Source organism: Brevibacillus fluminis, assembly GCF_003710825.1.
Classification (GTDB): Bacteria; Bacillota; Bacilli; order Brevibacillales; family Brevibacillaceae; genus Brevibacillus_D; species Brevibacillus_D fluminis.
This window is the reverse complement of the sequence record NZ_RHHQ01000008.1, coordinates 494,426-506,808: the sequence shown is the minus strand read 5'-3', so window position 1 is coordinate 506,808 and position 12,383 is coordinate 494,426. Positions and strand designations below refer to the sequence as shown.

12 protein-coding genes are annotated in these 12,383 nt (G+C 52.6%); 9 read left to right on the top strand and 3 right to left on the bottom strand.

Annotation, left to right across the window (positions count from 1 at the left end):
• Nucleotides 1-167 precede the first annotated feature (167 nt).
• The 3 genes from EDM56_RS11790 (at nt 168) to EDM56_RS11780 (ending at nt 4,731) form a co-directional block, all read left to right on the top strand.
• Entirely contained in the window at nt 168-1,892 is a 1,725-nt protein-coding gene (locus EDM56_RS11790) for a methyl-accepting chemotaxis protein (RefSeq protein ID WP_183192396.1), read from the top strand.
• A 24-nt stretch (nt 1,893-1,916) separates the two neighbouring features.
• The gene (locus tag EDM56_RS11785) at nt 1,917-3,707 is read left to right on the top strand and encodes a M3 family oligoendopeptidase (protein ID WP_122918089.1); all 1,791 of its coding nucleotides are present in this window, start codon (nt 1,917-1,919) and stop codon (nt 3,705-3,707) included.
• 142 nt (nt 3,708-3,849) lie between these two features.
• On the top strand, nt 3,850-4,731 hold the full coding sequence (locus EDM56_RS11780) for an AraC family transcriptional regulator (protein WP_122918088.1): 882 nt from the start codon (nt 3,850-3,852) through the stop codon (nt 4,729-4,731).
• Between the two features lie 14 nt (nt 4,732-4,745).
• On the opposite strand, the gene EDM56_RS11775 is transcribed toward EDM56_RS11780, so the two are convergent.
• A complete protein-coding gene (locus EDM56_RS11775; protein ID WP_122918087.1) occupies nt 4,746-4,994 on the bottom strand; it encodes an MmyB family transcriptional regulator in 249 nt (82 codons plus the stop codon).
• Here EDM56_RS11775 and EDM56_RS11770 point away from each other — a divergent pair.
• The 3 genes from EDM56_RS11770 to EDM56_RS11760 all read left to right on the top strand — a co-directional run bounded on the left by EDM56_RS11770 (nt 4,988) and on the right by EDM56_RS11760 (nt 6,480).
• The gene (locus EDM56_RS11770) at nt 4,988-5,344 is read left to right on the top strand and encodes an MFS transporter (RefSeq protein ID WP_148040380.1); all 357 of its coding nucleotides are present in this window, start codon (nt 4,988-4,990) and stop codon (nt 5,342-5,344) included. The genes EDM56_RS11775 and EDM56_RS11770 overlap by 7 nt on opposite strands.
• 95 nt (nt 5,345-5,439) lie before the next feature.
• On the top strand, nt 5,440-5,931 hold the full coding sequence (locus EDM56_RS11765) for a dihydrofolate reductase (protein ID WP_122918085.1): 492 nt from the start codon (nt 5,440-5,442) through the stop codon (nt 5,929-5,931).
• A gap of 15 nt (nt 5,932-5,946) precedes the next feature.
• The gene (locus EDM56_RS11760; RefSeq protein ID WP_122918084.1) at nt 5,947-6,480 is read left to right on the top strand and encodes a DinB family protein; all 534 of its coding nucleotides are present in this window, start codon (nt 5,947-5,949) and stop codon (nt 6,478-6,480) included.
• 61 nt (nt 6,481-6,541) lie between these two features.
• Here the strand turns inward: EDM56_RS11760 and EDM56_RS11755 are convergent, their stop codons facing one another.
• Both EDM56_RS11755 and EDM56_RS11750 read right to left on the bottom strand, forming a co-directional pair.
• The gene (locus EDM56_RS11755; RefSeq protein WP_122918083.1) at nt 6,542-8,308 is read right to left on the bottom strand and encodes a cache domain-containing sensor histidine kinase; all 1,767 of its coding nucleotides are present in this window, start codon (nt 8,306-8,308) and stop codon (nt 6,542-6,544) included.
• A 10-nt stretch (nt 8,309-8,318) separates the two neighbouring features.
• On the bottom strand, nt 8,319-9,086 hold the full coding sequence (locus tag EDM56_RS11750) for a response regulator transcription factor (RefSeq protein ID WP_122918082.1): 768 nt from the start codon (nt 9,084-9,086) through the stop codon (nt 8,319-8,321).
• A 331-nt stretch (nt 9,087-9,417) separates the two neighbouring features.
• Between EDM56_RS11750 and EDM56_RS11745 the strand changes: the two genes are divergently transcribed.
• Genes EDM56_RS11745 through EDM56_RS11735 form a run of 3 tightly spaced genes read left to right on the top strand, consistent with a single transcriptional unit; the run spans nt 9,418 to nt 12,373 of the window.
• A complete protein-coding gene (locus EDM56_RS11745; RefSeq protein ID WP_425456297.1) occupies nt 9,418-10,440 on the top strand; it encodes an ABC transporter ATP-binding protein in 1,023 nt (340 codons plus the stop codon).
• The gene (locus EDM56_RS11740; RefSeq protein ID WP_281274953.1) at nt 10,412-11,398 is read left to right on the top strand and encodes an ABC transporter ATP-binding protein; all 987 of its coding nucleotides are present in this window, start codon (nt 10,412-10,414) and stop codon (nt 11,396-11,398) included. Before EDM56_RS11745 ends, EDM56_RS11740 begins: the two co-directional genes overlap by 29 nt.
• A 24-nt stretch (nt 11,399-11,422) precedes the next feature.
• On the top strand, nt 11,423-12,373 hold the full coding sequence (locus EDM56_RS11735) for an ABC transporter permease (RefSeq protein WP_183192395.1): 951 nt from the start codon (nt 11,423-11,425) through the stop codon (nt 12,371-12,373).
• The last annotated feature ends 10 nt before the right edge of the window (nt 12,374-12,383 follow it).

The following is a 12,383-nucleotide window of genomic DNA, read 5'->3' as shown; positions in this document are numbered from 1 at the left end:
ATCTTTTTGCGAAATATTCGATTGGCATGTGAATTGCTAGAAAAGAATAGCAGTGACTGTGAGAACCAAAGCGGGATTGCCCTTCCCCTTTGGCTTTTTTTCTATTTACATGTATGGTGGGGCCGCGTTTGCTTACTACCAAAAAATCATATGGCGGGGGTTTGTTCGTGAAGAGAAAAAGTTTGGCGATGAAATTGATCGTATCCATTCTAACGATGATGACCATTCTGATGGCGGTTAACGTGTATGCCATCATGAAAAGCAACGCCAATGCAGCACAACGTACCGTGGAAAATTACAGCAAGGATTTGAGTGCACATTTGGCCAAACAGTTCGATGCTGACACGTATGCGACGTTTTTGCAGGAAATGAGTGAAAGCCAAAACTATTGGCAGCTACGCAATCAGCTGAACCAATTCCGCCAGCAAACGGGTGCACTTTATGTGTATACGATGGGGCTCAATACGGAAGGAAAGCCGGTTTTGCTCGTCGATGGGCAGCCCAATGGTTCGGATGTCGCCTCGCCGATCGGGGAGACAACCGAAGTCACACCCGTTTCCTTCGTCAATTCCATCCTCCAGGGAAACAGCGAAAGTACGGAAATCATGCATGATGAAAAATACGGCGACTTCCTGACAGCAGGCTCTCCAATCATCAATAAGGAAGGGAAAGTGATTGGCGTCTTCTGTATCGATATGCCTGCGGACAAGATTCAGGAGATCGTGTCGGCTGTAACACAGGAGCAAATGCCTTCGATTCTCATACTCGCCATCTTGCTGCTACTCTTGTTTACCGTTATCCTCTATTTGATCATCCGATCCGTAACCAATCCGCTAAAACGATTGAGCCAGTCCACCCGAACTGTAGCAACCGGCGATTTGCGTGAGCAGCTCATCGCCAAATCGAACGATGAGATCGGCGAGTTGACCCGCCATTATGGTGATATGATCGCCAACCTGCGCGAGATCGTCCACCAGGTAAACGACAGCGCCCTGCAAGTGTCAGGTGCTTCCCAGGAGCTGGAGACGACCGTCGAACAATCCGCAGAGGCGTCCGCAGAAGTCGCGATGATGATCGAATCGATGGCGGAAGGGGCCAAGCAGCAGGTGCAGATGGCAGAAGAGAGCAGCCGCTTCATCACGCAGCTGGTGGACGGAATCACGCTTATCGATGCACAGACAAGACTCGTGCTGACCAGCTCGCGGCAGTCAGCGCAAGAAGCGGAGCGAGGGGCGGAGTCTGTCGACAAAGCAGCGCAGCAGATGGAGTCGATTGGCCAATCGGCAACGCGTACCGCGCAGGTCATTGCACAGCTGCATGCGCGCTCGCAGGAGATCACGCAGTTTTTGGAGCGAATCGCCGGGATTGCGGCACAAACCAACATGCTTGCCTTGAATGCGGCGATTGAAGCAGTGCGGGCAGGCGAGCACGGCCGGGGCTTTGCTGTCGTTGCGGATGAGGTGCGAAAGCTGGCGGAGCAATCAAAGCTGTTTTCCGCTCAAATCTCGCGTTTGATGCTTGAAATGAATGAGACCGCTTACAGTGCCAGCGAAGAAATGGAGTTCGTATCGCAGGAAATCCATTTGGGCAAGCTGGCTGTGAATGAGGCAGGTGGGGCTTTTTCCAGCATCGTGCAGGCATCGCGGCAGGTGAGACGGCAGATCGAGGAAGTGACCGCCGTAACCGCCCGCTTATCGGATGGCTCGTCGGAGGTGGCGGCATGCATCCAAGAGATGGAGGGGATCGCCCAAAACGCCTCCGCATATGCCGGACAGGTGGACGATGCCGGAAAAATGCTGAGTCTGTCGATGGATGAGATCTCCGCATCGGCGGAATCGCTGAACCAGATGGCTTTGGATTTACGCGAGGTGGTCGATCGGTTTAAAATCTAAGAGATACCAAAAGGAGGAATGCTCATGCAAGCGCACTACAATCCCGTCTGGAACATGGATTCCATTTTCCCGGGGGGCAGTGAATCAGCCGAATTCGCCGCTTTTTTAACGCAGCTGGAAAAAAACATCGGCCTGTTGGGCGATCAAGTACATAAAGCAAAAGAAGCAACGGAACAAGACCGGTTGCCGGTTTGGCGTGAGCTGTTGGCCTCGATCCAAAACACCTCGGCGCAATTGCGCGAGGCAGGTGCGTATGTCAGCTGCCTGACAGCGCAAAACGTGCATGACGAGACCGCCAAGCTGCTTTCTGGACAGGTCAAAAATCTGTCGGCTGCGCTTGGCGCAGTGATCAATATCTGGGAAGAGCAGCTGCTCGCATTGCCGGAAGACGCATGGAACAAGCTGGTGGCAGACGAAGCGATCAAGCCGCTCGCATTCCCGCTGAATGAACGCCGCCGCCGCGCGAAGGAAAAGCTGCCGGTTGAGCAGGAGATTTTGGCAAACGATCTGGCTATCGACGGCTATCATGCGTGGCAGGATCTGTACAACACCGTGGTGGGACGCATCGCCATCCCGCATGAAGCGGACGGCAAAGTGAAGCAGCTGTCGGTCGGTCAAGCGGACAACGTCATGCATTCGCCTGATATGTCGGTGCGCCAGGAGATGTTCGCGAAATGGGAAGCGGCGTGGGGCAAGGAAGCTGATCTGTGCGCCCATGCGCTCAACCACCTCGGCGGCTTCCGCCTCAATCTGTACCGTCACCGCGGCTGGGATTCGATCATGAAGGAGCCGCTTGACATCAATCGGATGAGCGAGCAGACGCTGGATGCCATGTGGAGCGCCATCAATGAAAGCAAGGAAAAGCTGGTCCAATACCTCAATCGCAAGGCGAAGCTGCTGGGCATGGCTAAGCTTGGCTGGGTGGACGTCGCCGCGCCTGTCGGCAAAGTCACCAAAACGGTCACCTATGATGAAGGCGCCGCTTTCATCATCGAGCAGTTCGGCCGATTCAGCCCGAAAATGGCGGATTTCGCCCGCAAAGCATTCGAGCAGCGCTGGATTGAAGCGGAGGACCGCGCAGGCAAACGCCCGGGTGGATTCTGCACCAGCTTCCCGGTGAGCAAGCAATCGCGCATTTTCATGACCTATGCAGGCAACGCTTCCAACGTGTCGACATTGGCGCACGAGCTCGGCCATGCCTACCATCAGCACGTGATGAACGACTTGCCGCAAATGGTGCAAGGTTATGCGATGAACGTCGCGGAAACCGCTTCGACCTTCGCGGAAATGATCGTCTCCGATGCGGCCGTGAAGCGTGCGGAAAGCCGTGAAGAGAAGATCGCGCTCCTCGAGGACAAAATTCAGCAAACCGTCGCTTTCTTCATGAACATCCAGGCGCGGGTGATTTTTGAAAAGAACTTTTATGCCGAGCGCAAAAAAGGCCTCGTCAGCAAAGCCAAGCTCAACCAGCTGATGGAAGATGCGCAGAAGGAAGCGTTCAACGACTCTCTGTCCGAGTACCATCCGCATTTCTGGGCTTCCAAGCTGCATTTCTACATTACGACGTACCCGTTCTACAACTTCCCGTACACGTTCGGCTATTTGTTCAGCCTGAGTATTTATGCCCGCGCGCTGTCCGAAGGGGCTTCCTTCGAGCAAAAATACATCGACCTGCTGCGCGACACAGCCCGCATGACGGTAGAAGAGCTGGCGCAGAAGCATCTGGATGTCGACATCACCAAGCCAGATTTTTGGCGCGCAGCCGTCAAGCTGACGGTTCAGGATGTTGAAGAGTTCCTGCAGCTGACCGAATAGCAACAAATGAAAAGAGCATCGGAAGAATCGCCTCCCGATGCTTTTTTTTCGTTGATAGATGACCCTGCAAAAATGGTGCGGGAACTGTCAGATCGGTTCTTTTCACTTCTGCTACGCTATGGATGAGGAAAGGGGGATGGAAATGGATTCGCTATCAAATATGAATCGGGCCATGCGTTATATTGAAGAAAATTTTGCGGGGGAGATCGAGGGGAAAGTGCTCGCGAGGCTCGCTCAGTGCTCCGAGCATCATTTCAACCGGATGTTTTCCTTTTTGGCAGGCATCACGCTCGGGGAGTACGTCCGCCGCAGACGGTTGACGCTGGCGGCGTTCGACCTGCAGCATACCGACCTGCGGGTTATTGATATCGCCGTTAAATACGGCTACAACTCCGCTGATTCGTTTGCCCGGGCCTTTCAACAGCTGCACAACGTGACGCCAGCGATGGCAAGGGCAAGTGGCCGCCCGCTCAAAGCGTATCCGCCCATGACCTTTCAGCTCGCAATCAAAGGAGGCAGTGAAATGAACTATCGGATTGTTGAAAAAGACGCATTTCGTATCGTTGGAATCAAAAAAAGAGTGCCGATCATCTTCCACGGGGTCAACCCGGACATCGCCGCGATGTGGCAATCGCTCGACGAGGCAGCGATCGCGCAGCTGAAGCAGCTGTCCGACATCGAGCCATCGGGCCTGATCAGCGCCTCGACGAATTTTGCGGAGGGCCGCATGGAGGAAAAGGGTGAATTCGACCATTATATCGGTGCTGCCACAACCAAAGCGTGCCCGGAGCATCTGGCCCAGCTGGAAGTTGCTGCCGGCACCTGGGCGGTATTTGAATCGATCGGGCCGTTTCCCGAGACGCTGCAAAACGTGTGGGGACGCATCTACGCCGAATGGTTCCCTACGTCAGGCTATGAGGTGGCACAAGGACCGGAACTATTGTGGAATGAGGGAAAAGACGTAACCTCGCCCGTGTTCAAAAGCGAGATTTGGATTCCGGTTGTGAAAAAGAAAGCGGAATGATTCGAGCCCGTGTTTTACGGCGAGGTTTGCGCGAGAAGCACGGCCAGCTTGGATTTGGTATCGAATTCGTTGGTCGGCATATTGATCGTGACAGTAAGATCGGTTGAGCCTGCGACGTGAAACGAAAGCTGTTCAAATACGAGTATCCCGGCGGTCGGATCGTAATTGATCTTCCGGCCTTCGGGGCCATCCAACACATCGTGTCGCGGCCACCATTCCCTGAATTCTGCGCTGCATTCATGCAATTCATCGATGAGTGCCATCCACCAGGCGTCGCCGACGAATTTGCCGTAAAGGGCACGGAACTGACACGATCTATCCCGTTTTGATTCCCGCGCTGCTCTTCATCGGGTTCGGCGTTTCATTCACCATTCCGGCGCTGATGGCAGCCGTTATTTCGGCCGTGTCTAAAGAACTGGCCGGGACCGCTTCCGGTGCGCTCAATTCGAGTAGGCAGCTGGGCGCTGTGCTTGGCGTTGCGCTAACAGGTGCGCTTCTTGAGGCAACTGGTTCTTTCCTTGCCGGATTCCATGCTGCGCTGTTCGCTACTAGCCTCATCCTGCTGGCGGGCGGACTGCTCTCTTATGCGTTTATCGGCCGTGACAAGCAATAATCCGAATTCTGCATTTCTTGCCAGCCCCAAACCGTGTACAATCAAATCAAAAGAAACTGCAGCGGGACGTACGTCATGTGAGAGGAGGATAGCCTATGAAACTATCAATGATTGTCGCATTCGACAAGAACCGTGTAATCGGCAAGGACAACGATATTCCCTGGAAGCTGCCGCGAGACCAAGCGTATTTTCGGGAGGTCACCATGGGGCACCCCATTATCATGGGTAGAAAAAACTATGAGTCGATCGGCAGGCCGCTGCCAGGCAGACGAAATATCGTCTTGACCCGGGATGAAAGCTATGAAGCTACTGGTTGCGACGTCGTACATACTGCGCAGGAAGCGCTGGCGCTCGTGTGGGGCGAGCAGGAGGCTTTCGTGATCGGCGGGGAAGAGATTTACCGCTTGTTTTTGCCGCTTGCCGACAAGCTCTACATCACGACGATCGATCATGAGTTCGAGGGCGATACGCATTTTCCCGAGTATGATCTGGAAGCGTGGAAAGAGGTTTCAGCTGTAGAGGGGATCACCGACGAAGAGAACCCGTATGCCTATGTGTTCCGCGTCTACGAGCGTTTGGAAAAATGAGAGGGGATGTTCGCTGTGGCAAAATTGATCAAGCATGTGCTGGATGACATGAATAAATCGCTCGCCCGCATCGTCAAAAGCATCGAGCCACTTGATGATGAGCTGGTTTGGGCGAAACCGAAAGCTTCCATGAATAGCATCGGCAATCTTTGTTTGCACCTGGCGGGAAATGAATACCAGAACTTCGTCAGCGCGATCGGCGGCAATCCATTCATCCGGGAACGCACGCAAGAGTTCGCTTCCGTAGGCGGCACGACAAAAGATGAATTGATCGGGCTTTTAACCGACACGCGAGCGGAGTCGGAACGGGTGCTGAGCGCTCTGTCCACCGAGGATCTGCAAAGGGAAGTGCGCATCCATTTCGCGCTTGAGGATTGGAACAGGATGCACAGGGTGACGGCGGCAGAGGGTGAAACGCATGACGTGCGGGAAATCAGCCAGCTGCTCGTGCAAGTCGCGGCTCATTACGCTTATCATGCGGGGCAAATCGTCATCTTCTCCAAAATGCTGAAAGATACGGATGAACACATTTCCGGCCAGTATCATTGAATAAAAAGAAAGCAGTCCGTGACGACATCAACTCGTCGCAGACTGCTTTTGTTGTTAATGCTTAGTCGATCGGGATCGACAGATGAACCGCCGTCCCCCATCCGTATTTGCTGCGCATCGCCAACCTGTAAGGCTCCCCGTAAGTCAGCTTCAGTCGCTTGTGCGTGTTGTGCAGACCGATGTGGCGCGTTTGATCGACGTTGGATTCCAGCCGCTCGCGAATCTCCGCCAGTTTCTCAGGCTTGATCCCGATCCCGTTGTCGATGACCGAGATGTGCAAAAAGGCGGGTGTCGTCCTGATTTTGATCTTGATCAGGCATCTTTCATTTTCTTTGATGCCGTGATACAAGCAATTTTCCAAGATCGGCTGCAAAATTAGCTTCATGACGTGGTATTTCTTGACCTCGTCGTCATACGCCCAGATCACGTCGAATTTGTCCCGATACCGCACCTTCTGGATTTTGAGATAGCTTTCGGTGTAAATCAATTCTTTTTGCAAAATCACCATCTTGTTCTGGTCATCGAGCGAGTAGCGCAAAATGTCGGCAAGGTTTTCGACCATATGGTTCAGCTCATTGGGGCGTCCCGTCATGCTGATCGCCTTCCAGTTGATCGTTTCTAGCGTGTTGAACAAAAAGTGCGGGTTCAGCTGCGACTGCAGTGCTGCGAACTCCATGGCCTGCGCCTTGTATTTGCGTTCGGACAGCTGGACTTTGACATAATTGTGCTCCATGAAATTTTGCAAAATCCGGTGGATGATGTAGCTGTACACGTTTTTTACCCGGGACGGCAGCGGCGGTAGCGCCTTACCATTTTCGGCAGAGTGCAAGGTCGTGATGATCGCCTTCACATCGGCATAGTTTTTTTGCGTCAAATAGTAGGCAAGCAGCATGCCGATTACGATGGAGACACCTAAAAGCTGTAGCGCAACCATGCTGAGTCGGGTCGGCACTTCGTATAACGCATCCTTGGGCGTAATGGAAATGAAGGTCCAGCCGTATTTGTCGGACGGTAGCTTGGAGATGATGAACGATTTATCGCCCAAGTCTAGCGGAAAAAACGAGCTGCGCTGCGACACGATTTGCTGGATGACATCGCGGCCCAAATCGATTTTGTCATCGCTGAACAGGACGTCATTGTTTTTGTCCACGATCAGCACCTGCTGCCCTTTCATGGAGGAGAGGCTGGCCAAATAGTTTTTGATGTAGTCGGTGTTGATGTTGAGCACGATGACGCCGTCATTGTCAGCGGCTACCGAGATTTTGCGGTACATCGTAATCAGGTGGGTCGGCTTGGGCGAATAGCGGTCGAATACTTTCTCGATCGTCCGCGCTTCCGTCCAGACCTGCTCCTTGTCCGGATGGCTGACAAAGCTTTCATACCAGGAGCGGTCGTAAAAATCGCCTAGCTCCATCAGTCCCCCGGTGGTGGAGGTCAAAAAACGGTGGCGGTCGTTTTCGATATAAATGTAGATGGAATCGATGTAGGAGCGTGCGATCGCGGGCGAATCGATGAAGTTTTTCAGCGCGGCCAGCTCCACAAAATCGTTATGGTCGAGCCAGCGCTTCGTCATCATCGTCCGCAGGTGGACAAACTGGGTGGCGCTCGCAACGATTTGCAAGTTCAGCGAATCCAGCTCGTTGAGCATCAGCTCCATGTTCTCTTCTGTCTGCTTCAAGAGATCCATATGGTTATGGTTGATCTCTTCCTTGATGTGCTGATGGATCAGATAGGTGGACAGCGCACCCAGGACGATAATGGGGATCAGCATGGGCAGTAGGAACGTCATCAGGTTTTTCACAAAAAACGCGCGGTAAATTGATTTCATCCGGTTTCCTTCATTCTGTGTTCCGGTATTCGCGCGGGCTTTTGCCGTAGAATTTCCGGAATGCTCTCGTAAAGTTTTTGGCGTTGCTGTAGCCTACCAGTTCGCTTATCTCATAAAACTTGTAATTCATCTCCTGCAGCAGTTCGGCTGCCTTGTTCATTTTCACCTTGAGCAAAAAATCGGAGAAGTTTTCCCCTGTTTTTTCTTTGAAATATTTGCTGATGTAGTGCGGATTCATATGCACCAGCTGGGACGCGCCTTCCAAGCTCGCGTCTTTGTAATGCTCCGCTACATACCGTTTGATCCGGGCGATGATTTTGTCGGAAAGCAGGGCGCTATCCTCATCCAAGCCAGCCCCCGCGGCAGGTGGTGACGGGGGGAAGCGCATGGATGTTGCCTGCCGCTCATCCAGCTGCTCCTTTACGGTCGTAAAAACGTTCAGCAGCTCGCTGTATTTGGTCGGCTTGAGGATATAATTTTTCACGCCATAGATGAGCGCTTGCTGGGCATAGTCGAACTCTTTGAACCCGCTCAAAAAAATGATGGTGGTCGGCGATTTTTGCTGGCTCAGCTCGCGGGCGACCTCGATGCCGGTCATGATTGGCATGCGGATGTCGCAAAGAAGGACATCGACCGGGTGCTGGGCCATGAACTGGAGGGCGTCGCGGCCATTGGCGGCTTGTCCAAAAACCTCGAAACCAACTTCATTCCAAGGGAAGTAGTGGCTAAGGCCGTTTCTGATTTCATCCTCATCATCAGCGATTAACAGTTTATACATGTGCCGTCTCCCTCGCGTGTAATTATGAGAATTTTTTTACACATTATAATACCCGCGTTTTTCACCTGTCTACAAATTGAGGCTGAAACCTGCGCCGAAAGCCGTTTTTTCTCGAATAATGACCTGTTTCTTAAAAAATGATACCTTTTGGCAGAAGGCGCCCCAAAAGAGCACAAGGGAGGATACCAAATGTAAAGGGGCATGCCTACCCGCATCCCCCTGTTTATAGTTAAATGTAAGAAACCAAAGAGATGTAAGGGGGCATTCATGAAAGTAATATCAGAAAATAGGGAATTTACCAAAAAACAAAATGGCGGTGATGGAAGTAACTATGCTAGAAATCGTTAACCTGCAAACCGCTTTTCGCACCGATCACGGTGAGGTTGTCTCTGTCGACAATATCAGCTTCGAGCTGAAAAGTGGAGAGACGATCGGCATCGTCGGCGAATCGGGCTGCGGTAAAAGCGTAACGTCCTTGTCCATCATGCGCCTTCTCGGCAAAAACGGCAGAATTAAACGGGGCGAAATTCACTTTAACGGTCTCGACCTGACTCAATTGCCGGATGACCGGCTGCGTGCGATTCGCGGGAATGAAATCTCAATGATTTTTCAGGAGCCGATGACCTCGCTCAATCCCGTGTTCACCATCGGCGACCAGCTGATCGAAGGAATCAAGCTCCACCTGAAGCTGACGAACAAGGAAGCCAAGCAATATGCGATCGAGATGCTGAAAAAAGTAGGCATCCCGCGTGCAGAATCGATCATGGAGGAGTATCCCCACGCTTTATCAGGAGGGATGAGACAGCGCGTCATGATCGCAATGGCGCTCTCGTGCAAGCCGAAGCTGCTCATTGCCGATGAGCCAACGACCGCTTTGGATGTGACGATCCAGGCGCAAATCCTTGAGCTGATGAAAAAAATGCGGCAAGACTCAGGAACAGCCATCATGCTGATCACACATGACTTGGGCGTGATTGCGGAGATGGCGGACAAAGTGATCGTGATGTATGCCGGACAGGTCGTCGAGGAAGCGGATGTCTTTACGCTATTCGACCATCCGAAGCATCCGTACACGATCGGGCTGATGGAATCGATTCCTCATTTGGAATATGAAGAGGACCAGAGGCTGGCCTCGATACCGGGCACGGTGCCATCTCTTCACCGCATGCCAAAAGGGTGCCGTTTTCACACGCGATGTGAGCATGTGAGCGAGCGATGCAAGAGCGAACAGCCGCCGTTATTTGCAAGTGGGGAAGGCCATCAGGTGCGGTGCTGGCTGATGGATGGAGCAAAGGAAGAAATCGGCATGGGAAATGGAGGCGCGAATGAGAAATTCCGAAATGCGGGCACCTAGTCCTCTTTTGCAGGTAGAGCATCTGAAAACGTATTATCCGATCAAAAAAGGGATCATCCAGCGCACGGTCGGCCATGTGAAGGCGGTCGATGGCGTCAGCTTTTCGATTTATCCGGGAGAAACGCTGGGGCTTGTCGGGGAATCGGGATGCGGGAAATCGACGATCGGCAAAACGTTGATCGGCCTGGAAACGCCGACGGAAGGGCAGTTTTTTTTCCAGGGGGAAGAAATCTCCCAATACTCCTCCCGGGACATGAAAAAGATGCGGCGGGATTTGCAAATCATTTTCCAAGATCCGTACTCCTCTCTAAATCCACGGAAGCGCATTCGAGATATATTGGGTGAACCGCTCGTCGTCCACGGTATTTTTACGGGAGAAGAAGTGCAAAAGCGGGTGGACCAGCTGATGGAGATCGTCGGGCTACCGTCCTTCTACAAGAACCGCTATCCACATGAATTTTCCGGTGGGCAGCGACAGCGAATCGGCATTGCCCGGGCACTCTCACTCAACCCGAAGCTGGTGATCTGCGACGAGCCGGTATCGGCACTGGATGTTTCGATCCAGGCGCAGATTTTGAATCTGTTGAAGGACTTGCAAAAGGAGTTCCAGCTCACGTATTTGTTCATTGCGCACGGCTTAGGCGCAATCAAGTACATTTGCGACCGGATCGCTGTGATGTACCTTGGTAAAATCGTCGAGATTGCCAAAGCGGAAGAGATTTTTCGCAATCCCCGGCATCCGTATACGAAAGCGCTGCTCGGTGCGTACCCGATTCCGAATCCACACCTGCGATCTACGGATCGGATAGTGATCCAGGGGGATGTGCCCAGCCCTGCGAATCCGCCAAACGGATGCAGATTCCATACGCGATGCCCGATTGCCAAAGCGATCTGTCGTGAGCAGGAGCCGCTCTTAAAAGGAGCGGGCCATTCGGTCGCGTGCTTTGCCCATGATTAGCTTTCGGAAAAGGAAGGTGAAAGCGTGTTTTCATACATTGTGCGAAGGCTTCTGATCGCCATCCCTGTCTTGTTTGGCGTGACTATTTTTAATTTCCTCATTATCTATTTGGCCCCGGGCAATCCGGTGGAGATGTTCATTGATCCGAACACCTCCGCTGACCAGATCGAGCTGAGAAAAGAGCAGCTTGGGCTGAATGATCCACTGTGGCTGCAATACCTCCATTGGCTCGGCAACCTGCTGCAAGGCAATCTTGGGTTTTCATACAATTCCTTCGAACCTGTCTCGCAAATATTGGCAGAACGGTTGGGACCGACCTTGCTGTTGATGGGACTATCCCTCTTGGTCGGGATCCTCATCATGATTCCGCTCGGGATTGTAAGCGCAACCAAACAATACAGCACGCTCGATTATGCGACAACTGGCTTCTCCTTTCTCGGCATTTCCATCCCGAATTTTTTTCTGGGGCTCGGTCTCATTTATGTATTTTCGCTGCAATTCCCCCTTTTGCCGACAGGCGGAATGAAGACCTTGGGCAGTGACGGCGGCTTTCTCGATCGGGTGCAGCATTTGATTTTACCTGTGGTGGTGCTTGCCATCGGGATTGCGGGGAAGATGATTCGTTATGTTCGGGCCAGCATGCTGGAGATTTTGGGACAAGATTATTTGCGGACGGCGCGGGCAAAAGGGCTGCGCGAATTCGTCGTGACCAACAAGCATGCCCTGCGGAACGCACTGATTCCGATCATCACGGTGATTGGGCTGGAAGTACCGATGCTGCTAGGCGGTGCGGTGATTACCGAACAGATTTTTCAATGGCCGGGGATGGGGCAGCTGACGATTCAGTCGATCATGTCCCGCGACTATCCGATTCTCATGGCAATCAATCTCATCGCTGCCATAATGGTTTTGGTTACCAATCTGTTGACGGATATTTTCTATTCGATTGCAGACCCACGGATTAAGTATCAATAGGAAAAGGAGG